General features: G+C 63.6%; 22 protein-coding genes, 1 pseudogene and 1 riboswitch. Of the genes and pseudogenes, 12 read left to right on the forward strand and 11 right to left on the reverse strand.

Going from position 1 to position 23,507, the window contains the following annotated elements; all coding sequences use genetic code 11:
- Positions 1–19: 19 nt before the first annotated feature.
- On the reverse strand, positions 20–1,234 hold the full coding sequence (locus tag AB3X98_RS17500) for a diaminopropionate ammonia-lyase (RefSeq protein WP_368602040.1): 1,215 nt from the start codon (positions 1,232–1,234) through the stop codon (positions 20–22).
- Between the two features lie 115 nt (positions 1,235–1,349).
- Here AB3X98_RS17500 and AB3X98_RS17505 point away from each other — a divergent pair, with 115 nt between their 5' ends.
- Together AB3X98_RS17505 and AB3X98_RS17510 are read left to right on the forward strand one after the other, a co-directional pair.
- Entirely contained in the window at positions 1,350–1,829 is a 480-nt protein-coding gene (locus AB3X98_RS17505) for an Lrp/AsnC family transcriptional regulator (protein ID WP_069266864.1), read from the forward strand.
- Positions 1,830–1,888: 59 nt separating this feature from the next.
- Positions 1,889–2,650 (forward strand): aldolase, encoded by a 762-nt coding sequence (locus AB3X98_RS17510; RefSeq protein WP_368602039.1) that lies wholly within the window; start codon positions 1,889–1,891, stop codon positions 2,648–2,650.
- A 13-nt stretch (positions 2,651–2,663) separates the two neighbouring features.
- Here AB3X98_RS17510 and AB3X98_RS17515 read toward each other — a convergent pair whose 3' ends face one another.
- Both AB3X98_RS17515 and AB3X98_RS17520 read right to left on the reverse strand, forming a co-directional pair.
- The gene (locus tag AB3X98_RS17515) at positions 2,664–3,428 is read right to left on the reverse strand and encodes a crotonase/enoyl-CoA hydratase family protein (protein ID WP_368602038.1); all 765 of its coding nucleotides are present in this window, start codon (positions 3,426–3,428) and stop codon (positions 2,664–2,666) included.
- Between the two features lie 12 nt (positions 3,429–3,440).
- Positions 3,441–4,076, reverse strand: coding sequence for an SDR family oxidoreductase (locus tag AB3X98_RS17520; protein ID WP_342950112.1), 636 nt, complete (start codon positions 4,074–4,076; stop codon positions 3,441–3,443).
- On the opposite strand from AB3X98_RS17520, the gene AB3X98_RS17525 reads away from it, so the two are divergent.
- Positions 4,001–4,303: a CoA transferase gene (locus AB3X98_RS17525; protein ID WP_368602325.1), complete on the forward strand. Its 303-nt coding sequence runs from the start codon at positions 4,001–4,003 to the stop codon at positions 4,301–4,303. The two genes, AB3X98_RS17520 and AB3X98_RS17525, sit on opposite strands and share 76 nt — an antisense overlap.
- Here AB3X98_RS17525 and AB3X98_RS17530 read toward each other — a convergent pair.
- Complete coding sequence (locus AB3X98_RS17530) at positions 4,300–6,411, reverse strand: putative bifunctional diguanylate cyclase/phosphodiesterase (RefSeq protein WP_368602037.1); 2,112 nt, start codon at positions 6,409–6,411, stop codon at positions 4,300–4,302. The genes AB3X98_RS17525 and AB3X98_RS17530 overlap by 4 nt on opposite strands.
- Complete coding sequence (locus tag AB3X98_RS17535; protein WP_368602036.1) at positions 6,408–6,797, reverse strand: hypothetical protein; 390 nt, start codon at positions 6,795–6,797, stop codon at positions 6,408–6,410. Before AB3X98_RS17535 ends, AB3X98_RS17530 begins: the two co-directional genes overlap by 4 nt.
- A gap of 364 nt (positions 6,798–7,161) precedes the next feature.
- Here AB3X98_RS17535 and AB3X98_RS17540 point away from each other — a divergent pair, with 364 nt between their 5' ends.
- Complete coding sequence (locus AB3X98_RS17540; RefSeq protein WP_368602035.1) at positions 7,162–9,009, forward strand: acyl-CoA dehydrogenase; 1,848 nt, start codon at positions 7,162–7,164, stop codon at positions 9,007–9,009.
- Positions 9,010–9,126: 117 nt separating this feature from the next.
- On the opposite strand, the gene ugpB is transcribed toward AB3X98_RS17540, so the two are convergent.
- The 3 genes and pseudogenes from ugpB to AB3X98_RS17555 form a co-directional block, all read right to left on the reverse strand.
- Entirely contained in the window at positions 9,127–10,473 is a 1,347-nt protein-coding gene (gene ugpB / locus AB3X98_RS17545) for a sn-glycerol-3-phosphate ABC transporter substrate-binding protein UgpB (protein WP_368602034.1), read from the reverse strand.
- Positions 10,474–10,685: 212 nt separating this feature from the next.
- Positions 10,686–10,808 (reverse strand): annotated as a pseudogene (locus tag AB3X98_RS17550) (VOC family protein); the annotation flags it as partial.
- A 127-nt stretch (positions 10,809–10,935) separates the two neighbouring features.
- Positions 10,936–11,172, reverse strand: a complete 237-nt coding sequence (locus tag AB3X98_RS17555) for a hypothetical protein (RefSeq protein ID WP_368602350.1) — start codon at positions 11,170–11,172, stop codon at positions 10,936–10,938.
- An 18-nt stretch (positions 11,173–11,190) separates the two neighbouring features.
- Positions 11,191–11,398, forward strand: a riboswitch (yybP-ykoY riboswitch).
- Positions 11,399–11,471: 73 nt separating this feature from the next.
- Between AB3X98_RS17555 and AB3X98_RS17560 the strand changes: the two genes are divergently transcribed.
- Positions 11,472–12,470, forward strand: coding sequence for a sodium:calcium antiporter (locus AB3X98_RS17560; RefSeq protein WP_368602033.1), 999 nt, complete (start codon positions 11,472–11,474; stop codon positions 12,468–12,470).
- Between the two features lie 18 nt (positions 12,471–12,488).
- Here AB3X98_RS17560 and AB3X98_RS17565 read toward each other — a convergent pair whose 3' ends face one another.
- Complete coding sequence (locus AB3X98_RS17565) at positions 12,489–13,580, reverse strand: HPP family protein (protein WP_368602032.1); 1,092 nt, start codon at positions 13,578–13,580, stop codon at positions 12,489–12,491.
- Between the two features lie 162 nt (positions 13,581–13,742).
- On the opposite strand from AB3X98_RS17565, the gene AB3X98_RS17570 reads away from it, so the two are divergent.
- Genes AB3X98_RS17570 through AB3X98_RS17580 form a run of 3 tightly spaced genes read left to right on the forward strand, consistent with a single transcriptional unit; the run spans position 13,743 to position 15,998 of the window.
- The gene (locus tag AB3X98_RS17570; RefSeq protein ID WP_069266873.1) at positions 13,743–14,345 is read left to right on the forward strand and encodes a TetR/AcrR family transcriptional regulator; all 603 of its coding nucleotides are present in this window, start codon (positions 13,743–13,745) and stop codon (positions 14,343–14,345) included.
- A 45-nt stretch (positions 14,346–14,390) separates the two neighbouring features.
- Positions 14,391–15,830 carry an MFS transporter gene (locus tag AB3X98_RS17575; protein WP_368602031.1) on the forward strand — a complete coding sequence of 480 codons (1,440 nt, stop codon included), beginning with the start codon at positions 14,391–14,393 and terminating at the stop codon, positions 15,828–15,830.
- Between the two features lie 24 nt (positions 15,831–15,854).
- Positions 15,855–15,998 (forward strand): hypothetical protein, encoded by a 144-nt coding sequence (locus AB3X98_RS17580; protein ID WP_368602030.1) that lies wholly within the window; start codon positions 15,855–15,857, stop codon positions 15,996–15,998.
- Between the two features lie 70 nt (positions 15,999–16,068).
- Here the strand turns inward: AB3X98_RS17580 and AB3X98_RS17585 are convergent, their stop codons facing one another.
- Positions 16,069–16,230, reverse strand: a complete 162-nt coding sequence (locus AB3X98_RS17585) for a helix-turn-helix domain-containing protein (RefSeq protein WP_256094902.1) — start codon at positions 16,228–16,230, stop codon at positions 16,069–16,071.
- Entirely contained in the window at positions 16,227–16,574 is a 348-nt protein-coding gene (locus AB3X98_RS17590; RefSeq protein WP_368602029.1) for a hypothetical protein, read from the reverse strand. Before AB3X98_RS17590 ends, AB3X98_RS17585 begins: the two co-directional genes overlap by 4 nt.
- A 2,076-nt stretch (positions 16,575–18,650) precedes the next feature.
- Between AB3X98_RS17590 and AB3X98_RS17595 the strand changes: the two genes are divergently transcribed.
- The 4 genes from AB3X98_RS17595 to AB3X98_RS17610 form a co-directional block, all read left to right on the forward strand.
- Positions 18,651–20,024 (forward strand): replication initiation protein, encoded by a 1,374-nt coding sequence (locus AB3X98_RS17595; RefSeq protein WP_368602028.1) that lies wholly within the window; start codon positions 18,651–18,653, stop codon positions 20,022–20,024.
- Between the two features lie 975 nt (positions 20,025–20,999).
- A complete protein-coding gene (gene parA, locus AB3X98_RS17600; RefSeq protein WP_069266877.1) occupies positions 21,000–21,692 on the forward strand; it encodes a ParA family partition ATPase in 693 nt (230 codons plus the stop codon).
- A complete protein-coding gene (locus AB3X98_RS17605; protein ID WP_083245445.1) occupies positions 21,682–22,707 on the forward strand; it encodes a ParB/RepB/Spo0J family partition protein in 1,026 nt (341 codons plus the stop codon). The genes parA and AB3X98_RS17605 overlap by 11 nt, the downstream gene beginning before the upstream one ends.
- 517 nt (positions 22,708–23,224) lie before the next feature.
- Positions 23,225–23,507 (forward strand): pyridoxal-phosphate dependent enzyme (locus tag AB3X98_RS17610; RefSeq protein WP_368602027.1); only part of this gene is annotated, 283 nt, incomplete at its 3' end.

The following is a 23,507-nucleotide window of genomic DNA, read 5'->3' on the forward strand; positions in this document are numbered from 1 at the left end:
GGGGGTGTCCTCTTTTCGGTTACTGCGCGACCTGACTCAGCCAGGCGTCGCGACGGGCCGCCACGGTCTCCGCGGACGCGCCGACCAGTTGCGCGTACACGCCGGGCGCCGTGGCGCCCTCGGTACTGATCAACAGGACGCGTGAGGCTGCGTCGAGCCCTGCTGCGCGCGCAAGATTCGGATCGCGCATTAGCATCGCGAGGCCCGCAAGCCCTGCCGCGCCCGATTCGCCCGATACGATCGGCACGTCGCCTGCCGCGCCGGTGGCGAGGCTACGCATCGCCTCCACGGCATCCTCGTCGTCGATCAGCATGAAGTTGTCGACACACGGCTCGAGTATCTGCCACGCGAGCGGCGACGTCTCCCCGCACGCAAGGCCCGCCATCACGGAATCGACCGACCCGGTGGCTTTCGCTGCGCGGCCGGCGATGGCGCTTTGATACAGGCAGTCGGCCTGGCGCGGTTCGACCACGATGAAACGCGGACGCGCCGCGCCATGATGCTCCCACAGGTAGCTGGCTACGCCGGCCGCGAGCCCGCCCACGCCGCCCTGCAGAAACACGTGCGTCCACGCATCGCCGGACTGTTCGATGAGTTCCGCCGCGATGGTGCCGTAGCCTTGCATGACGTCGCGCGGGATCACCTCGTAGCCGTCATAGGAGGTATCGGAAACGACGTGCCAGCCGTTCGTCTTCGCCAGTTGCGCCGCGTGCTCGACCGATTCGTCATAGTTGCCGACGATGCGAACGATACGCGCGCCGTACGCGGCGATCGCCGCTTCGCGCTCGACGCTGACGTTCGCATGCAGCACGATCACGCAGTTACAGCCAATCGATTGCGCGGCTGCGGCGAGCGCCTTGCCGTGGTTGCCATCGGTCGCGCTGATGACCGTGAGGTTCGTGACCATCTCGCCGTAGCGGCCTTCGATCAGCTTGCGAGGATCGATCTCCTGCAGGGGCCACAGGCGCATGATGAGGCGCATCAGCGCGATGGGTGCGCCCAGCGCCTTGAAGCTGCCAAGAGGAGAACGAAACGATTCGTCCTTGAGTCCAATGCGAGCAACGCCCAGACGCGCCGATGCGCCGTCCAGATCCCAGAGCGGCGTGGACTCCGGGCTGATCAGCGACCAACCGGCGAGCCATGCCCGGCTCTCGTCGCCCGACTTCACGTTCAGGATGGCCCCGAGCGTTTCGGGGTAGGCATGGCGCGTGGCGCGCGGGTTGGCGAACAGCATGGGTAGGCTCCGGTGGACTTGCGATGTCGAAATCATATTGCGCAGCCCCCGCGAAAAAGTCTCATAATGCGCCCACGTGACGCAAAAAAATATCGACTTTCAGGCTCCCGCGTAAATGGCGACACATCTAGACTCCTTCGACCGCAAACTCCTGATGGAAGTCCAGCGCGACGCCCAGATTCCCCAAAACGAACTCGGCGCGCGCGTGAACCTCTCTACGGCTGCGGTGAACCGGCGTTTGCGCCGTCTCGCCGACGAAGGCGTGATCGACCATTACGCGGCGATCGTCTCACCCGAGAAGGTCGATCATCCCATCACGATCGTCGCGACCGTCGAGGTGGAGAGCGAGCAGATCGACTTGCTGGACGCCATGAAGCGCACCTTCGAGCGCTGCCCGCAGATTCAGCAGTGCTACTACGTCGCGGGCGAGTGGGATTTCGTGCTCATTTTTGCGGTGCGTAACATGGACCAGTACACGGAACTCACGCGCGAGCTATTCTTCTCGAACAACAACGTGAGGCGGTTCAAGACGCTGGTGAGCATGAGCCGCGTGAAGGTGGGGCTCGAAGTGCCGCTCGCGCTCGACGGCGAATGACGAATGCGGGCTGCGACGCAGACGCCACGCGGTCATCTGAACAACAGGAGCCACGACCCATGAGCGACGCCGTGCATCATGCTGGAGCCATTGAAAGCGAAGAGTTGTTCCATCACCCGGAAATCGCGACGCTGCGCGCGGACCTCGCGCTCGCGCTGCGTGCCGCTGCACATTTCGGGCTGGGTGAAGGCGTCTGCAATCACTTCAGCGTTGCGCTTCCCGGCGAAGACGGCCTCTTTCTGCTGAACCCGCGCGGCGTGATGTGGAGCGATGTGATGGCCGACGACATCGTCATCGTCGACTCACAGGGGGACGTGATGGCGGGCCGCCATGTCGTGGAGCCGACGGCGATGTTCATTCATGCCGCCATCCACGGCATCGCGAAGAAGGCCTGCGTGCTGCATACGCACATGCCGTACGCGACCGCCCTCACGCTCACGGTGGACTGCGGGCTCGATACGACCTTGTCGCAGAACGCGATGCGCTATCACGGCCGCGTCGCCCTCGACCGCGAGTACAACGGCCTCGCGCTCGGCCCCGAAGAAGGCGAGCGCATTGCGCATGCGCTCGACGGCAAGGACATCGGCTTCCTCGGCAATCACGGCGTGGTAGTGTGCGGCGAGCGCATCGACTACGCGTTCGACGATCTCTATTACCTGGAGCGCGCCTGCGCCGCGCAGGTGCTCGCGGGCTCGACCGGGCGCGCGTTGCGGCCCGTGGCGCCCGAACTCGCGCAGCGCGTGGCCGACCAGATTCAGGGCGAGCGATTGCAATCGGAGTTGTTCTTCGCGGCGCTGCGAAGAACCCTCACGCATGCCTGACGAAAGGGCCGCCCTACCTCCCCTGCCACACCGCCTTGCGCTTCTCCGCGAACGCCGCCGCGCCCTCTCGCGCGTCGGCGGAAGCGAACACCGGGTCCGTGATCTCGCGCTGACGCGCGAACATCTGAGCACTGGACCAGTCGCGCGATTCGCGCATCACGCGCTTGCTCGCGGCCACCGCGAGCGGGCCGTTCGCCACGATCTTCTGCGCGAGTTCGAGCGCGCCCGCCAGCGCTTCGCCCGGCGCGGTGAGACGGTTGACGAGGCCGAACTCGAAGGCCCGCTGGGCGCCGAACATGTCGCCGGTAAGCACGAGCTCCATCGCGATACGCTCCGGCACCTGCTGTTGCAGACGCAACAATCCGCCAGCCGCGGCGCATAGCCCGCGCTTCACTTCGGGCAAACCGAACTGCGCGTTGTTCGCGGCCACGACGAGATCGCTCGCCAGCACGACTTCGAACCCTCCCGCGAGCGCATAGCCTTCGGCCGCCGCAATCAGCGGCTTGCGCGGCGGCGCTTCAGTAAGCCCGGCAAAGCCGCGGCCCGGCAGGCTCGGCCGTTCGCCTTCGAGAAAGCCCTTCAGGTCCATGCCCGCGCAAAACGTGCCGCCCGCGCCGGTGATGATGGCAAGCCGCAGATCGTCGCGCTGTTCCAGTTCGTCCAGCGCGGCGGCTATCGCTTCGGCCACCGCCTTCGTGCAGGCGTTGCGTGCCTCGGGACGGTTGATCGTGAGGATCTGGATGCCGTCACAGAATTCGATCAGCAATTCGTCGCTCATGGTCGGCCTCGCTCAGCGCGGCTGCATGCGAATCGCGCCGTCAAGGCGAATGGTCTCGCCGTTGAGCATCGGATTCTCGAGAATGTGCAGCGCGAGCGCGGCGAATTCGTCAGCTTCACCCAGGCGCGGCGGAAACGGCACCATGCGACCGAGCGATTCGCGAATTTCCTCGGGCAGGCGCGCGAGCAGCGGCGTGTCGAAGAGACCAGGTGCGATCGTGCACACACGGATGCCCTTGCTTGCCAGGTCGCGCGCGGCCACGAGCGTCATGCCCACCACGCCCGCCTTCGACGACGCATACGGCACCTGCCCGATCTGCCCTTCGTACGCCGCCACCGAAGCCGTGAGCACGCAAGCGCCGCGCTCGCCTCCGGCATCGGGCTCGTTGCGCGCCATCGCCGCCGCCGCGAGGCGCAGCGCATTGAAAGTGCCGAAGAGATTCACGCGCACCACGTTCTCATAGGCTTCGAGCGAGCCCGGCGAGCCGTCCTTCTCGATCAGGCGCACCGCGCCGCCACGACCCGCGCAATGCACGAGCGAGCGCAGCGTGCCGCGCTTCGTAGCCGCCTCGAATACGGCGTTCATGTCGTCGGCGCTCGTCACGTCGGCGGGCACGAAGCTCGCGTGCGCGCCGAGTTCATCGGCCACGGCCGCGTGTACAGGAACGGATCGCCCAGGCGGTCGCCACGCGCACGCGCGATGAATGGACCGCCGTGTTCGAAGGCAGCGACGCATGCGTCACGCCCGTGCTGGGTCTTGCGGAAGCGCCGCTCGATGCGCACAACGTGGCGCGCGGCGCGTTCGCGCAGAGCGGCGGCGCATGGCAGCCGCAATGCGCGCCGCGCTTCGTGGACTACGGCGGCGAGAGCGCTTAACCTCGCACCGCGCCCAGCGCTGCTTCGTCGTCGGCGAGCAGCGACAGTTGCCCGCTCGCCACGATATGGCTGAGCGGCGCCGGGCGGCCAAGCAGATAGCCCTGCACTTCGTCGCAGCCTTCGTCGGCGAGCAGAGTAAGCTGCGCCTCGGTTTCGATGCCTTCGGCCAGCACCGGAATGCCGAGGCTCTTGCCGAGCGCGAGCACCGCGCGAATGATCGCGGTGGCCTGGCGGCTCGACTCGGCCTCGCTGATGAAAGACTGGTCGAGCTTGATCTTGTCGAACGGGAACGAGCGCAGCGTGTCGAGCGACGAGTAGCCGGTGCCGAAGTCGTCCAGCGCGATGCTCACGCCGATCGCCTTGATTCGCTGCAGCACGTCGAGCGAGCGCTCGCGGTCCGCGAAAATGGTCGTCTCGGTCAGTTCCAGTTCCAGCCGCTCGGGCGCGAGGCCAGTCTCGACCAGAACGGTCTCGACGAGCTTCGGCAGGTCCGCGTGCGAGAACTGCACGGGCGAAAGATTCACCGCCACCTTGTACGGCGGCGACCACGAAACGGCGCGCGTGCAGGCCTCACGCAGCACCCAGGCGCCAATGCCGAGAATGAGGCCGTTCTCTTCGGCGAGCGGAATGAATTCGGCGGGCGAGATGAAGCCGAGCCGCGGATGCTCCCAGCGCAGCAGCGCTTCATAGCCACAAATTTCGCCGCTCGCGATCGAGGTCTGCACCTGGTAGTGCACGCTCAGCTGCCCGCGTGCGAGCGCCTCGCGCAAGTCGTGCGTGAGCGAGCGGCGCGCCCGCGCGATCTCGTCCATCGCCGGCTCATAGAAGCACACCGACTGCGCCAGATCCGCCTTCGCGCGGTACATGGCGAGGTCGGCGTTGTTGATGAGCACGGTCTTGGTGGTGGCGTCGTCGGGATAGATGGCGACGCCAAGGCTCGCGCCCGAGAGCACTTCGGCGTCGTCGTAGCGCACCGGCCGGTACAGCGCGGTTTCGAGGCGCGAGAGCAGATCGCCGAGGTCATCGCGCGAGGCGAAGCGCGTGAGCGCCACGAACTCGTCGCCGCCCACGCGCGCCACGAACTCGCCTTCGCGCATCAGGCTCGAAAGACGCCGCGCGAGAATGCGCAGCACTTCGTCGCCAGCGTGATGGCCGTGCAGGTCGTTGATTTCCTTGAAGCGGTTCAGGTCGATGCCGATGAGCGCCAGCTTGCGGGTGTCCTGCGTGCGTGCCAGTTCGGCGTCGATGCGTGCGTTGAAGCTCGCGCGATTGGGCAGGCCGGTGAGCATGTCGCTCATCGCCATCGTGCGCAGATGCTCGACGGATTCGGCGCGCACGCTGTCGTCGAGCAGAAAGCTCACGCAGCCTGCACCCGCGATCACGAGCGCCATGCACGCCACGGCGAGCGCGAGCGCGTGCAACGCGGCGGGATTCGAAAAGTGTCCGTCAAGCGGCATCGGCACCACCTGGAACGCGGACATGCCGGTGAAGTGCAGCGCGGCGATGGCGAGCGCGAGCACGCCCGCCACGAGGCGCGCGGACGCGTCGGCGCTCGCTCGCGCGCTGGCCGCGTTCTCCTGCGGGCGCCGAGCGGCCACGCCCGCGAGATGCAGCGCGAGCGCGCTGATTGCGACTGCAAACACGATCGACAAGGCGATCCCGACGCGATTCCAGATCACGATGCCTTCCACGCGATACGCGAGCATGCCCGCGTAATGCATGAGCGCGACCGCCAGCCCGACGATCGCACCGCCCAGCGCGGGCGCAGCACGCGTGAGACGGTTCGCGGCGTGGCTCGTGGCGAGCAGGAACCCCGCGAAACTACCCACGAGCGCGATGAGCAGCGACGTGATGGTCAGCACGGGGTCGAAAGCGATCGGCACGCCCGGTTCGAAGCCGAGCATGGCGACGAAGTGCGTGCACCAGATATCGGCGGCGGCCACGACGGCCGCGATGAACGACCAGCCCATGCGCTGCAGCGATCGCGTGGCGAACGCGCGCAGGACGAGCCGCGCCGTGACCCAGGAGCCCGCGGCACAGATCAGCAGCGCGACGACGACGAGCCACAGGTTGTGTTTGTAGACGATGCAGCCCGCCACGCTCATCATGGGAAGATCTCCTTGTTCACCACTCGTTCACCCGGACGTCGGCCGAAGCTGCGTCCCTGTTCGCCCGCACGCGCGGCTTCCAGGCTGCCCGCCTGGTGTTCGGTGCGCGCACTCAGGTTCGCGTTGCCTTCCGCGATTTCGAGCGCGGCCTGCTCCACGTGCGCCGTGCTCGTGCTGACCTCCTGCATGGCGCGCGCCACCTGGGCGATCGCCCCCTTGAGCGCGACCGCCGTGGGCGCGCTGGCCGGAACGCCGTCCACCGCGAGGCACGAATACATGATCGCGTCGGCGGCGCGCGCGACGTCGTCGAGCGCGCGAATGGCCACGCGCGGTTGCGAGCCGGACAGTCGAAGCGACTGCGCGCGACCCGGCAAATCTGCCAGCATGAACGACACTTGAATGAGGAAGAAAAGTTGCAGGTAGGCGTTAATGCGGCGGCAGCTGATGGACCTTGATGCGCCTGGTTGAATTCGGCTGCAAAAAGAGCCGCCGTAAAGGCATCGGCGCGACTCGTTGGCGGGCTCGACAGGAAAATCGGGACCGCGCACGAGTTTACGGCAGCAAATCAATAAACTTCAGGAAACCCTTTATGGGACAGGTATTTGCAAACGTTTGCAATGTTTTGGTCCCGTTTATTTGCCGCTTGCCGAACGAGCCCCGTTTATCGCTGGAGAAACTACCAATAGCACGATCGTTCTATTTTAGGTACGCTAGCAGCCTTCTCCTCTCAAGATGCGAGACCGTTCCGCCATGTCGCTGATCCTTTCCCGCCGCGATCTGAACTTCCTGCTCTACGAATGGCTCGATGTCGAAAGCCTCACGCGAATTCCGCGCTACGCCGATCACACGCGCGAGACCTTCGACGCCGCGCTCGACACCTGCGAGAAGATCGCCACTGACCTCTTCGCGCCGCACAACAAGAAGAATGATCAGTACGAACCGCACTTCGACGGCGAAACGGTCACGATCATCCCCGAGGTCAAGACGGCGTTGAAGGCGTTCAGCGACGCAGGCCTGATGGCCGCAGGTCAGGACTACGAATACGGCGGCATGCAGTTGCCGCTCGTCGTCGAGAAGGCAGGCTTCGCGTGGTTCAAGGGGGCGAACGTCGGCACGAGCGCCTATCCGTTCCTCACCATCGGCAACGCGAACCTGCTGCTCGCGCATGGCAGCGCAAAGCAGATCGACACCTTCGTGCGCCCCGAACTGGAAGGCCGCTATTTCGGCACGATGTGCCTTTCCGAGCCGCAAGCGGGTTCGTCGCTTTCGGATGTCGCCACGCGCGCCGACTTCGAATGCGACTCCCCGCTCGGCGCGCAATATCGTCTGCGCGGCAACAAGATGTGGATTTCGGGTGGCGAGCACGAGCTTGCCGAGAACATCGTGCACCTCGTGCTCGCCAAGATTCCCGGCCCCGACGGCAAGCTCATTGCGGGTGTCAAAGGCATCTCGCTGTTCGTCGTGCCCAAGTACCTCGTGAACGAGGACGGCTCGCGCGGCGAGCGCAACGACGTCGTGCTCGCAGGCCTCAATCACAAGATGGGCTATCGCGGCACGACGAACTGCCTGCTGAATTTCGGCGAAGGCACGCAGCACACGCCGGGCGGCCGCGCGGGCGCGATCGGCTACCTCGTGGGAGAGCCGCATCACGGGCTCGCGTACATGTTCCACATGATGAACGAGGCGCGCATTGGCGTGGGGCTCGGCGCGACGATGCTTGGCTATACCGGCTATCTGCATGCGCTCGATTACGCGCGCAACCGTCCGCAAGGGCGTCCCGTGGGCGCGGCGGGCAAAGATCCGGCTTCGCCGCAGGTGAGGCTCGTGGAGCACGCCGACGTGCGCCGCATGCTGCTCGCGCAAAAGAGCTACGTGGAAGGCGCGCTCGCACTCAACCTCTGGTGCGCCAAACTCGTGGACGAAGCGGGTGCCGCCAGCGGCGCGGCGCGCGAGCCGCTCTCGCTGCTGCTGGACCTGCTCACCCCCATCGCGAAGAGCTGGCCTTCGCAATGGTGTCTCGCGGCCAACGACCTCGCCATCCAGGTGCACGGCGGCTATGGCTACACGCGCGAGTACAACGTCGAACAGTTCTATCGCGACAACCGTCTCAATCCGATCCACGAAGGCACGCATGGCATTCAGGGGCTCGACCTGCTCGGCCGCAAGGTCGTCATCAAGGACGGTGCGGCGCTCAAGGTCTTCGTGGCGCGCGTGCAGGCTACGCTCGAACGCGCACACGCTTCGGGCACGGCAGACGAGGCCGCCCACGCAAGCGCGCTCGCAGCCGCACTCGAGCGGCTCACGCAAGTCACGCGGCGGTTGTGGGCAGCCGGCGACCCGGCGGTGACGCTCGCCAATGCTTCGGTGTACCTGGAAGCGTTCGGCCACGTGGTCCTCGCCTGGGTGTGGCTCGAACAGGCGCTCGTGGCACGCGCGGCGCTCGCCAAAACCGGCGGCGAGGAGGCGGACTTCTATCGCGGCAAGCTCGCGGCGGCCGCTTACTTCTTCGCATGGGAGTTGCCGAAAACCGGCGCGCAGTTCGATCTGCTCGCCTCGCTCGACCGCACCACGCTCGACATGCAGGACGCGTGGTTCTAAAGCCGCGATCACGGAGCGAAAGCCAGGCGCCCCAAAAGACCGGACTGGCGTCGGCCTTTTGGGGCGCTGCCCGATGCCGCACGCGAGGCATCGGTTCACTTCACGTGCGTCGGGCCGTCAGTTCGCGGCCTGCTGCTCGAAACGCCTGAGCAGATCGTTGCCGCGCGAGTTGGCCGAATCGAGCGCCTGTTGCGGCGTCTTGGCGCCCGTCCACACCTGTTCGAGTTCCTCGTCCACGATCGTGCGGATCTGCGGCATGTTGCCAAGACGCAGGCCCTTGGTCCACGGCAGCGGCGGCTTGTTGAGCATCTGCTTCGTGGCCGTGTCGGCGCCGGGATGCGACGCGTAGAAGCCTTGTTGCTGCGTGAGTTCGTACGCGGCCTTCGTCACCGGCAGATAGCCCGTGTCCTGATGCCACTTCGCGGCCACGGCCGGTGAGCTCAGGTACGCGAGGAACTTCGCCACGCCCTTGTAGACCTCGGGGTTCTTGCCGCCCAGCACCCACAGGCTCGCCCCGCCGATGATAGCGTTCTGCGGCGCGCCCTTCACGCTCGGGTCGTACGGCATCATGCCGGTGCCGAACTTGAATTTTGCATACTGCTGCACGTTCGCCAGCGCACCCGACGAGCCCATCATGATGCCGCAGTCGCCGCTATAGAACTTCGCGGTGGCTTCATCCTTGCGGCCCACATAGGTGAAGGTGCCCTGCTTCGCCATGTTCTGCAGGAAGGCGATATGCGCGACCTGCATCGGCTTGTTGATTTCGAGTTGCGCGTCGAGGCCGTCAAAGCCGTTGTTGCGCGTCGCGATCGGTGCGCCTTGCCACGCGCTGTAGTTCTCTACTTGGATCCAGCCCTGCCAGCCCGTGGTAAAGCCGCAGCTCATGCCCGAGGCCTTCAGCTTCGCGGCGGCTTCGGCGACTTCGGGCCAGGTTTTCGGCGGCGCGTCTGGCAGGCCGGCCTTCTTGAAAGCGTCGCGATTGTAGTAGAGCACCGGCGTCGAGCTGTTGAACGGCATCGACACCAGATGGCCCGTCCTGGCATCGCTGTAATAGCTCGCGATGGTCGGCACGAAGGCCTTCTCGTCGAGCGGCACGCCGGCGGTCTTCATCACGTCGTACACGGGCAGCACGGCCTTCTTTGCGTTCATCATCGTGGCGGTGCCGACTTCGTACACCTGGAGGATGGCGGGCGCGTCGCCGCTGCGATAAGCCGCGATGCCGGCAGCGAGCGTCTGGTCGTAGGTGCCCTTGAAGACGGGCACGATCTTGTATTCGCTTTGCGACGCGTTGAATTGTTCGGCGATCGCGTTCACGCGTTCGCCGAGCTGGGACTCCATGGCATGCCAGAACTGGATTTCCGTGGCGGCATGCGCGGCTTGAGCGCCGCCCGCCAGCACCGCGGCGGCGATCAGCGCGCGCAAGCGGCCGCGCGAACCTGCGCGTTGTATCTCGTGCTTTTTCATCTGCCTCTTCTTCCTGTTTTTGGTCGTTGTCCCGGCGCATGCGCGCGATGAGGCGCGGCGCGGGACTTTGGTTCAGGACTTCGATTTTCGACTTTGATACATCGGACCGTCCGCCGGCGGTCGCTTGCACGCGTGCACGGCACCCGCGGCCCAAGGCAGGGCAAGGGTAGCACAGCGAATGGGACACCCGTGTGATGGCTTGCCGCGCGGTGTCAATGGTCCGAGGGATCGTGGCAACAGACGCAGAACTTGTTGCCTTCGGGGTCGCGAAAGTACGCGCCGTAGTAGTTCGTGTGATAGTGCGGGCGCAGCCCGGGCGCGCCCTCGTCGGCACCTTGCCTCCTCGTTTGCAGCGGCGCGCGGGGCGGTGTCAGCCGCGCCGCTGCGCCATGAACAGCATAGAAGCGGGCTTGCCGCTGCGCGGGTCGAGCGGCTCGCGCAGCGCACGCCAATCGAGACCGCTCACGTCGAGCAACGCGACCCAGCTTTCGAGCGCTCGCGGGCCACCAGAAGGCGTCGGGCAAGACGATCGACGCGGACACGGGCGAGCTCGTCAACGCGGTCGCCTCGTTCGGCGACTTCGACAACGATGCGAGCGACGACAAGCAGGCGATGGTGATGGCCGCGCTGCGTCACAAGTTCGGGTTCGCTTCGCGCGAGGCACGCGCGGCGGGCGCGCCGGAAATCGCTCGCCGCCATGAACTTCGGCTATAATCGCCCCCTGTCTTAGGGGAGTAGTCTGCAACGCCTGCTTCGGCGTTGCGCCGCCGTCAACATAATTGGTGCCCCTGCACCATGGCGCCGGCAGCCGTATTGCGAATCATTGCAGCGCATCGCTGCAATAGCGCGGCCTGACGAGACCTATGACGTTTTCCCTTTCACCCGGGCCGGGCGAAGGGAAGCGTCATGGTTTCGGTGCCCGGCTCGCACATCACGGCAAAAATAATGACTCGTCTCGCCCCGCTTCACCTCCTCATTTGCGCCACGGAGCGAACGTCATGATCTTGACGTTCGCCTTGCTCATTGCCGCGGCCGGCATCATCTACCTGTCCTGCGAGACGTTCGTCAATAGCGTCGAGTGGCTCGGCCACAAGCTCAAGGTCACGCAAACCGCCACCGGCACGATCCTCGCCGCATTCGGCACGGCGCTGCCCGAGAGCGTGGTCACGCTCGTTGCCGTCGCTTTCGGCGGCGATCCCGCGCACAAGGAAATCGGCGTAGGCGCCGCGATTGGCGGCCCGCTCGCGCTCAGCACGATCGCCTATGCCGTCGTGGGCTTCGCGTTGCTAGCGACAGCAAAGCGCGTGGGGCGCGAGCGCGCGGCCACCGTCGACGTCAATACACGCCGTCTGCGCCGCGACCAGCTCTGGTTCCTCGCAATCTTCGTCGCGAAGATCGCGCTCGGGCTCGTGGTGTTCAGCTTCAAGCCGGTACTGGGGATCGCGTTTCTCGCGGCCTACGCGTTCTACTGCTGGAAGGAGCTTTCCGCTGAAGATAGCGGCGAGGTGGAAGGCGATCTCGAGCCGCTGAAGCTGCGCCCGCACGACGACAATCCGGCCATGGTGTGGATTCTGCTGCAGACGCTGGGCGCGCTCGCCGTCATCTTCGCGGCCTCGCATCTGTTCGTGCAGCAGATCGGTGCGGTGGGACCGTGGCTCGGTCTAAGCCCGCAGTTGACCGCCGTGTTGTTCAGCCCGATCGCCACCGAGCTGCCCGAGATCATGAACGCGATCATCTGGGTGCGCCAGGGCAAGGAGCGGCTGGCGCTGGCGAACATCAGCGGCGCGATGATGATTCAGGCCACCATTCCCACGGCGTTCGGCCTCTTCTTCACGCCGTGGCATCTCGGCACGCCTTCGATTCTCGCGGCCGTGACGACCATGATCGCCATCCTGATCCTGCAATGGGCGTTTCGCGCGCCGAAGGTACGTAGCCGTCAGCTCACACATGTCGGCTGGCTCTATGCAGTGTTCGCGGTGTTGCTGTTCGTGGTGTGACGCGGCCAGACGCCAGGCTCAGGCTGCCTCGGCGGCGGCCTGGGCAACGCCCGCGTGGTGATGGAGCCAGCGGATCATGTCCGAATGCCTGACCACGCCAACCAGCCGACGCGCATCGTCCATCACTGGAATGTCGTGGTAGGCATGCTCGACAAAAATCGGCACCAGATGCGCGAGCGGCGTGGCCCGATGGACCGCGTGCACGCCGGCTGCCATCACGGCTTCGACCGTTTCTTCCACGCGCGCCGATTCGCGCTGCGCCGCGCGACGCAGCGTGTTCCTGAATCGCTTGAAGCCAGCCGCCGGCGCAAGGTCGCCGAGCGCGTGATGCGTGACGACGCCGACCACGCGATCCATCGCATCGACCACGGGGAGCGTCGAAGCACCGTGGCGGTGGAACATCTCGTGCGCCGCACGCGCGCCCATTGTTGCGGGCACGGCGGGACAGCCGATCGACATGATCTCCTCGCAAGTTAGTTGTTCGAACGACTTTTGCGGAAAATCCAGCGGCGCGAGTCGCTGTTGCGACAGCACGGCAAGCGGCGCGGCAGCGGCTTCCGGCGTGGGACGAAACGCAGCGCGCGGATAGCGGTGCCCGGTCAGCGCGTGGAAGGCCAGCGCCGCACTGAGCAACGCGAAGGACTGGAACGCAATAGGCGCGATCACGAAGTGAAAGCCGAGCGCGTGAACCGCGGGGCCGCCGAGCACGGCGGTCAGCGCGACCGCGCCTGAAGGCGGATGCACGCAGCGGCACAGGAACATCGCGCAGATCGCGAGGGCCACCGCCACGGAAGCCGCCGCGACCGGCGATGCGATCCATTGCGCGCACGCCACGCCCACCAGCGCAGAGACGAAGTTGCCGCCAAGGATCGACCACGGCTGCGCAAGCGGGCTGTCCGACGCGCCGAACAGCAGCACCGCGGACGCGCCCATGGGCGCCACGAGCAACGGGATATTGCCCGCCGCGCCGAACGTCGCGTGGGTTGCGAGTCCCGTGAACGCGATGCCGATCAACGCTCCGGCACAGCGTCGCCCCCGCTCGCGCCATTGCGGCGCAGCCGGGTTGGGCACGAAACTCGTGAACCATTCGATGAGCGCGGTGCGGGTCATAGCGGGGCTTGCTGGTCGGTATGTCGGCCAGATTACCGACGCGCGCCGAATATCAACAATTGATATTTCTGTGCGTACATATAATTCATCCTGTATGCATGTTTGGATTCGCCACGCACATTTTTCTCGGCAATTCGGAATCGATTGGTCTAGAATGACGACATGAAATCCGATACCCGTTCTGGCCCCGGCCGTCCACGCGAATTCGACGAGCAGGAAGCCGTGCAGAACGCGCTAGAGGTGTTCCGCGCGCGCGGCTATGCGGCAACGTCGCTGCCCGACCTGATCGAGGGTACGCAGCTCTCGCGCGGCAGCCTCTACAAGGCGTTCGGCGACAAGCACCAGCTCTTTCTCGCGGCGCTCGACTTCTATACCGAGCGCGGTATCGCACGGCTTACGCGCAATCTGCGGCACGCGTCGGCGCGCACCGCGCTGCGCGAGGCGCTGCGCCACTACGTGCGCCTTTCCGTCGGCCTCGAAGGGCTTGCGGGCTGCCCGGTGACAGCCGCCGCCACCGAATGCCTGCCCTTCGATGCCGAAGTGAAAGCCCGCGTCACGGACATGTTCGCGCGCATGCAGGCGCTGCTCGCCGGCGCGATCCGGCGAGGCCAGGCAGCGGGCGAACTGGCCGCCGACCAGAATGCCGACGATCTCGCGCGCTTCCTGCTCTGCACGATCGAAGGTATGCGCGTGCTGGGCAAGACTGACGCCGGCGGGCACGCGATCGATGCAATTGCTGAAATCGCGCTGAGCGCCATCCGCTAGTTTTTTTGGCCAATTAGGAACCGATTAGTTCCATATGGAGGCTGCATGACGAATCTTTCGACTGTGGAAATGCCGTCCACGCGAGCGGGCGCACGCACCTGGTGGGCGTTGACCGTGCTGCTGATGGGCACGCTGTTGCCGCCGCTCGACTTCTTTATCGTCAACGTCGCGCTGCCGTCGATGCAGGCCGACCTGCATGCCAGCCCCGCTATCGCGCAACTGGTGATTTCGGCCTATGCAGCGACCTACGCGATCTTTCTCATTACGGGCGGCCGGCTCGGCGACCTGTACGGACGGCGGCGCATCTTTCTCGTGGGCATCCTGGCGTTTGCGGCGGCTTCGGCCGTGTGCGGGTTCGCCAGTTCGCCCGCAGCGCTGGTGACGGGACGCATCCTTCAGGGCAGCGCCGCAGCCGTCATGGCGCCCCAGGCGCTTGCGTCGATCCATGCGCTCTTTCCGGCGCATCAGAAGGGGCTTGCACTCAGCCTCTTTGGCGCGGCTTACGGGATCGCCGCGGTCGCCGGTCAGGCCCTCGGCGGCGTGCTCGTCTCGGCCAACGTATTCGGACTCGGCTGGCGCAGCATCTTCCTCATCAACCTGCCCGTCGTGATGGCGGCCGCGCCAGCGGCGTACTGGCTCGTGCGTGAAAGCCGCTCGGACCACCCCGCGAAGCTCGATCCCGGCGGCATGGTCCTGCTCGGCATCGCGCTGGCTGCGCTCGTCGTGCCGCTGATCGAAGGTCGCGAGCGCGGCTGGCCGGTCTGGACGTGGGCGTTGCTCATTGGCGCCGCGCCACTGTTCGCGATCTTCTGGCGCTACGAGGCGCGCGTCGCGAACGCCGGGCGCGACGCGCTCGTGCCGCCCGTCATCTTCGCCGCGCCCGGCCTCGTGCGCGGGCTCGTTGCCACGCTCTTCTTCTATTCGCTCGCACCGTTCTTCATGATGTTCGCGATTTACGTCCAGCGTGCGCTCGGGCTCACGCCACTCGAAGTCGGATTGCGCATTCTGCCCTTGGGCGTCGGCTTTCTGGTCGGGCCGCTGCTCAATCCACTGATCGTGCGCCAGTTCGGGCATCGTGCGACGGCGGCCGGTATGGCAATCGAGGGCTGCGGTTTACTTTGGACTGCCATGCTTGTTCACGATGCTCAGCTCCACGCACTCAATGCATCGCTCTTTCTGATCGGCTTCGGCCAGGGCGTGGCGCTGCCCGCGCTCGTCAGGCGCAATGTCGAATGTGTCGATCGACGCTGGTCCGGTCTTGCCGCCGGGCTCGTCAGCTCGGTTTTGCAGGTCAGTGCCGCGCTCGCCGTGGCGCTGCTCGGTGGCCTGTTTTTCGCACTTGCCGGGCCGGATGCGAGCAGCGCGCAGGTGGCTCGCGCGTTCGCAACAACCGTTGCGATTATCGGCATTCTGCTTTTCGTCGCAGCGTTGCTCGCCAGCGGGCGCAATATTCACGCGCCGCAATTGCGCAATCAGCACGTATAAGAATAAGTGCGCCCGACGCGCTGCATGAAACGATGGCCATGCGTCGGGCCGATCGAACTCGTCAACGAATACGGCCAGCACGCGGTGTGTGTGAAGGTAAGCGGTCGAGCCGCCCTGCTCGATGCGCCCGATGTAGACGGCCTGATCGTAGAACCGTTTGCTTTTTGAGTTAACAAACCCATGCCTCCGCGCCCGGATAGGTAACCGGTTCCCACAAACGGTTACCTGAGCGCGCGCATCAGTCGAACGTCGGCGAGGTCAGTTGATAGCCGTCGCGGCTGATGGTATCGATGCGCACTTCGATGCCTTCGCGCGCGAGCTTGCGCCGCTGCCGCGAGACGACGAGGTAGACGGTTGAAGCGTCGATGTCCTCTTTCTCGGGCCACGCGTAGCGAATCATCTGGCCGCGCGGCGCGCGATAGCGTGTGCATACGCTCGTGCATTTCCATGAACGAGAACTGTAGCGAAAGCACGCGTCGGCGCCCGCGCGCAGCACCTTCGAGGTCCCAGCGCAAGACCGGTGGGCATCGCGCGGATATCCTCGGCGAGCCAGCGCCCGTTCGGTGCGAACAGGCCGTAGAAGTTGTCGCGCTGGTCGGGGCGTCGGAAGCGCGCGTCGATGGCGCCGGCAAGGCTCGCGTCGCTGCGCGAATCGAAGTACCGCAGTTGCCAGCGCAGGCGGCTGTCGGTCTCGCGCATCATGGCGCGCGTCACTGAGTATTCGATGATGCCGAACAGCGCCATGAACGCGAGCGAGAAGATCGCTGCGGAAACGGTGAACCAGCGGAACGTGGTCCTCTGCCAGTGGTCGGGCCAATGACCCGCACGTCCGGCACCGCCCGCGACGACGCCGGAACGAACAGGCCAGGCCCGAGCGCCAGCCAGGCAGGTTCATCGCGCGCCTCGCACACAGGGCCCGGCGTCGTGCAACGCCTGCAGTTGCGCGGTCGTGCATCGCGCGCACGGTGCTTTCTCGCTGGCTGACGCGGCTACCCAACCATGGGCCATGAATGGTCGGCTCGACGACTCACTGGCGAACCCACGAACGCGGATGCGGCCGCCGCACCGCATCTGACTCAGCAGGCATGTCACAGGTACCCGTTCGTCAAACCGGCCCACGAGGTCACGCATGCCGGTCTGATACCGCAAATTACGGTACTCGAGGCGGTGCGTTACGACCCGAACTCGGACGACGACACCCGCCGATATCGAAGCCGCCCAGCAGCGTCTCGCCGACCGGTACCGCAGCGATTGCCTGCGGCGGCACACCGCGGCCGCGGTTACCTTTCCCGCGTATTCACACTGAGATCCGGCAGGCGCTCGGTGGGCCGTAGGTTACCGATAAATCTTGTGCAGTGCACCTTGTCCGGTTGGCGCCTGACTTTCCTTGATTGTTTTGGGTCGCGGCCCAAGTGGACCTTCGGTGACTCCCATGTTTGGTGACCTGAGGTGGGTAACCGGAAATGGGAGGAACGGTTCGTCCACAAGTGCGCATCTCCGGATCGCTGGTTCCCCTGACCTGGTTCAGCGGGCGTCCAAGGCTGGCAGGACGCTTTACGGTTCCGATCCAACTGGTGTCGTAGTCATTCAGCCAGTCCCATAGGCAGTTACCTTTGGACGAAGAACAGCACCATAGACGTAGACCATCCGGGTGTTTCCCTCGGTAAATCAATGGTTTGATTCGATCTCTAGAAGTTTATTCTCAAGAAAAGGGGGCTTAGCTAATGCTCCAGGGTGGCCGCAAAGCGTTGGTAGACGGGCTAGGTAACCCGGAATGGGGTTACGGAGGTTGGTGACCACTTACATGCGATTAGGTCCCCGGTTTTGGGAGACGTCTTTCTCATCGAACGCGTGTTTCAGTGTTTACCTTTTACGCTTTAACAACTTTAGTAAACCTTTAGACGGCTCGAACCCTTACCAGGCAAGGCTTTGCGGCCGATTTGGTGGCGCGTTATGGGATTTGTGGTCCCGGGTATGGGAGTTCGGGGTTGTGGATATGGGACTTCGGTACCCGGGCATGGGGTTTACGGGTTGTGGATATGGGGGGAAGGTCGCCCGCTATGGGAAAAGGAGCGGTTTTGCCTTCAGGTCACTGTTTATGGGAGTCAGTGAAGGTCGCTGCTTATGGGATGCGGGGCTTTTCTTGAGGGTGTTCAAGAGGACCCGTCGCTTGAGTTCAGGTAACCGTCTTTGGGAATCGGTTTGGGTAACCAGATATGGTGGCTTGTCGGGAGAGGAATTCGGGCGTTATCGTGCGCCGGATTGGCTACCCGCATGAATCCTTGGACGCGGAGAAGCTGGCTGGAGCCAGGTAACAGCCTATGGGATCAGGCGTGGGTCACCAGTTATGGGGGCAAGTGCTGATCCGCTGACCTCGAGCGCCGTATTTGGCCCCGCAAGGGTAGCCATTTGTGGGAGCCGGTTCAGGTCACCATTTATGGGCGTACTGGGCATGACGACGCTTGGCCGAGCTGCTCCGGGCGACAACCTGGATAGCAATGTGAAAAATCCCATGGACAGCTACCTGTTGAGGCTGAATTCTCGGAGTGAGTACTCACATTTTGCATAAAGGTCACCGGCTATGGGATAGTTTTCAGGACGCGGCGACGCAAAGGTCACCATTTATGGGTCCGTGCGCGGGGCCTGTTCAGAGTGCCCAGGACGGGTTCCCGGTGGCCATCGAGGCAGAGAATCGCCGGCTGTCAATGCTCTTAGCCCTTGGGTGTCGTGCCGCGTCACGATTGCGTCTGTGGCCTTGAGTCACCTGATCGCTTGGTATACAGTTACCAACCGACCAGGTTCCCTTTCATCGTGGGTCATATGGCAAGAAAAAAGGCCGAAGCCGGCGACGCCGACAAGCAAGGTGCACTCGTATTCCAGCAAGGCCAGCCGCCCGATCTGTTCCGCAAGGCCGTTCCGGCGATTCATATCGCACCGAAATCCGGATCGATCAGCCTGCAGCAGCGCAAGATGTTCAGCTCGCTGATCAAGAACGCCATTCGCCAGGATTCCCTCGACCGCGGCCGCTCCTCGTTCGAGATCACGATCTCCGCCCTCTCCCAGGACGTCGATCTGAACAGTAACAACACCGAGTACGTCAAAGAAACGATCAACTCGCTCATCAGCACGGTCGTCAACTGGGACTACCTCACGCAGGACAAACGCAGCATCTGGAAGGCGTCCGGCTTGCTCGCCGGCGCCGAACTCGAGCGATCGGTGTTGCGCTACACCTTCTCCGAACAGATTCGCGGCGAACTGCTCAATCCTGAAATCTACGCGATGATCGATATGCGCATCACGCGTCAGTTCAGAAAGGCGCATTCGCTTGCGCTGTGGGAGAACGTCGTTCGCTACGAGGCCGTGGGTGTGACGGCGCGCTTTCCGCTCGCGACGCTGCGTGACCTGATCCTTGGGCAGGATACTTCGGCGCAATCGTACAAGCTCTACAAGCAGTTCAAGAGCCGTGTGCTGGTGCCCTGCATCAAGGAAGTCAATGAGATTTCGGATCACAATTTCGAGCTCATCGAGCACAAGGTGGGACGCTCGGTCGTCGCCCTACAGTTCCGCGTGACCCGCAAGCCGGAGACCGATCCGTCCCAGGAGCTGCGTGCAAACGAAACGCTGCTGATTGGCGAGATGTCGAAGTTCAGCATCCCGGTTTCCGAGGCGCGGCGCCTGCTCAAGCAGTACGGGGAGGACAAGATTCGCACGGCGGTGGCCTATACCGCGGCGCGGGTGGCGCAGAAAAATTCGGCGCCGCTCGCCAACGTTGCGGCGTATTTCCGCAAGGCGCTGACCGAGGGCTACGAGTTGCCCGGTGCGAATGCCGCCGCGCCCACCACCGACGCTGGCCGCGCGCGCGAAAGTCAGGATCAGGTGAAGGACCGCTATATCGCTGCGAAGATCAATGAGGCGCGCGCCTACTTCAATGAACTTGAATACGACGACCAGACTGCGCTGATCAAGCGCTACAACGAGACGGTCGGTATGGACAAGCTCAAGGTGTCGACGGCGAAGGTACCGAGCAAGATGGCATCGACGAACTTCTTCCGTTGGGTGGTTCTGGACACCTGGGGCCAACCGACTGCTGCGGATCTGCTTGAATTCCTGCTGAGCGGACAACAGGTGCCGGCCGGGGGCGAAGGCCTGCAGGCGGCGGAAATCGATCTCGCGCTGAAAGCTCGGGACGAGTGAAGGCGATGGATCTAACGGGACGGCGGCTTCGGCCGCCGTTTTTTTGTGCGATTCGCTGTGAGTACATGCGGATAGTGCGCAAGGAAATTAGCTAAATATAACGACGTAGAATTCGTAGCTAAATATATATTTCGAAGCTTCTGAGTTAGATCGACCGCTTTTTTGGTGACGAGTCAGGCTTCGACTGTTTGAGTGCCTCGGAGTGATGTTTGTGCTCTGTCTCGGCGTACGCGGATGCTGATGGCGCTTGGTTGCTTCGTGCTGTTCCGCGTTGATCTCCACGTGGAGAGTCGCTGCTTTAAACGATCAAGAATGTGTGGATGCGGCGGCGAGATACACGCAATGGATGGAACTCGCTTACCGTCACTGCCCATCCCTTCATCCCGGGCAGTACCTGCTCACGCGTCATCATTCTCCCGAATGCTGATTGAGGACTCTCCACGTGGAGAATCGCTCAGAACACTTGCTGGCCGGATCGCTTCTGGACATCGACATCACACTCACTGCGCTGCGCTAATTCGAGGTCAAGTCGATCACTCTCCACGTGGAGAATTGCTCGGTGTTCCTCGTATCCCTCCGCGAAGATACCTATCGAGCACTCTCGCGCAACTTGAACTTTCCTCCCGCGTCACCAACGTAATGCACGGCTGTGCAAAGATCCAGTGTCTAATCGACCTGCGAGCAGACGAGCTCCGCAACTTCGATGGGCGCATTCTGCGATCTCCACGTGGAGATCAGCGCCCATCACTGTTGAAACATCGCGATCCCGTCAATCCACCCCGCCCACCAGCCCTCTCCATTGCATCCAATTCTTATCCGTTCAGCCAATTGGTTGTGAACTGACAACGTCCGGGGCGGAATTTCTAGAATTTACTTTAAGTTGCCAGTAGACTGTCGAATGACTTGCTGGAGTCTCCACGTGGAGAGTGCACCTGGGAGACTCGCCCGCTGTTGAACAATTGCATGGAGAAACGAATGGGTCTCGTGATAGCCGTAGCGAACCAAAAAGGTGGGGTTGGCAAAACCACTACCAGCATGAATCTGGCTGGGGCATTTCAGGCTGAAGGCTATAAGGTCTATGTCGCCGATGCCGACGGTCAGCAATCTTGCATGAGTTGGTGTGCAGCGGCCGGTCCCGAAACGCCTCTACCGTTCCGCGTCGGCAGCATTCACAAGCTGGAGAAGATGATTGGGCCGGAAATCGCCGCACTGGCGAACGACTACGACGTCGTTATCGTCGACTGTCCGCCTAATATCAACGACCTGACTACCGCGCGAGTGCTTGCCGTAGCCGACGCAACTGTCATTCCGACGGACGCATCACCGATCGACATCTGGAGCAGCGAAGGGATGATGGAGTTGGTCGAGCGAACCCGCGTGGCCAATCCGGCCGGAAAATTCGCAATTTTGTTGAATAAATCTAATTCGAAGACGCTGCTGCATACGCAGATGAGCGCCATCCTCGCCGAGAGCAACGTCCGCGTATTTTCGGCAACCATCAAGCAGCGTGAGCTCTACCGTCAGGCGGCAGCACTTGGCCGCACCGTCTTCGATGTGCGCGGCGTGCGCGGGGCGAAAGTCGCGAAGGACGAGATCAGCGCTGTCTACAACGAGATCATTGCGCTGGTTCAGGAAGAAGAAGAGGAGGAGGTCGTCAATGGCCGCTAAGCTGAATTTCACCAGCAAGGTCCGCGCGGGCATGGCCGCCGAGCGGGTTTCGGCTGGCGAGCGTCTCGCGGAAGCCGATGTCGTCAATATCGCGCAGCGCGACGCGGGTGTACCCAACGCCGTGGACACGCCCGCCGCTCCGCCTGCCGAAGTCGTCGAGGCACCGCTTTCGCTGCATGCGGTCCGCAAGATTTCGGTCGAAGATGTCGTCTCCAATCCCTACAATCCGCGCGCGTTCTACAGCGCCGAGACGATCGACGAGTTGGCAGAAAGCTTTGCGACGCAAGGGCAGATCACGCCGATCCTGGTCACCAGACTCGCGGCGTTTCCCGGTCAATATGTGATCGTCGACGGCGAGCGCCGTATTCGTGCTGCGCGTTCGCGCGGCGACAAGTTCATCGACGCCGATGTCCGCGAGGGCCTCGACAACCAGAACCTGTACCTGCGCGCCTATCACGCCAACAAGGAGCGCGAGGAGCAGACGGTATTCGACGACGCGCTCGCGTGGAAGAAGCTGCTCGACGATCGCGTCTACGTCGACCAGATCGAGTTGGGGGTAGCGGTAGGCGAAGATCCGAAGCACATCAGCAAGGTGATCGCACTCACGTCGCTGCCGCCCTATCTGCTGCAGAGAATGGCGCAGCATCGCAAGGACGTCGGACTCGGACACGCCTACAACATCAAGCTGATCTTCGACCGGGCGGGCGCAACCGTTGCCGAGCATTGGCTTGCGCAGGTGGTCGAAGGGAAGGCGAGCGTGCGCAAGCTCGAGGCGGCGGCCTCGGCTGAAGCGGGTGCGCGCAGCGTCGGGCCGCGTCGTACGCATTACCAGTCCCGCGTCCAGTTCAATCGACCGGACGGCGTCGCGCTGGGCGAACTGAAGCTGTTCGGCGACGGGCGCGCGGAGCTGAGCCTGAAGGGCATCGCGCCTTCCGATCAGCAACGTCTTGCCGAGCGCGTGAAGGCAGTCATCGAGCAGTGGGCTTCGGAGATGGATACGACCGGGGCGACCTGAGCGTCGCGAGTAGCGGCTAACGGTGGCAGGGGAGGGCGTCGTCGGGCGCCCTTTTTCGTTGTCGAGGCGACGCGGGCTATACGCCAGTCACCACCGGGGTCGAATCGTGAAACAGGCGCGAAAAAATACCGGATCAGGCTTACTTATTTAAAATCAATGGCTTAGACTGGATTTTCTAGAATGTTTCACGAAACTTGTTAGCTTGGATCGGGCTAAATCACGTTTTTTGCGTCTCTCGCCACGAAGATACCCGCTGCAAGCGAAAAACGTAGCAAATAAGACGTAATTTGTAGTGCATTACAATCAACAAGATTGTGAGCAATTGACAAGGCTCGCCCCTCAGGTCATCCTACAGAGATGAACTGCCGCCTTTTCACGATTGCGCTGATTATTAGCACCATTCAACGAATGGTGGGTTAGCGTACGTCTGGCAGCAGTGACAACAACAACCCGCCCCACGAGGCGGGTTTTTTGTTTCCGCCTCCTGGCCAAAACGAAAGTGAAGACAGGAGCCGTCATGCAGGTGCATCAAAGCCGCCCCACCGCCGAAGCCACTGAAGTCGTCAAAGCTACGGACTCCGCTCAGTCCCGACGCGACGAAAACGACTATCTCCGCAAGATTCTCACAGCGCGTGTCTACGACGCCGCCCGCGAAACCGAACTCGAGCGCGCCCCGAACCTCTCGGCGCGTCTGCGCAACGCCGTGTTCCTCAAGCGCGAGGACAACCAGCCGGTGTTCTCCTTCAAGCTGCGCGGCGCCTACAACAAGATGGCGCATCTCTCGCCCGCGCAGCTCGAGC

Origin of the sequence: Paraburkholderia sp. BR14312, from assembly GCF_040948675.1 — a bacterium.
Lineage (GTDB): Bacteria > Pseudomonadota > Gammaproteobacteria > Burkholderiales > Burkholderiaceae > Paraburkholderia > Paraburkholderia nodosa_A.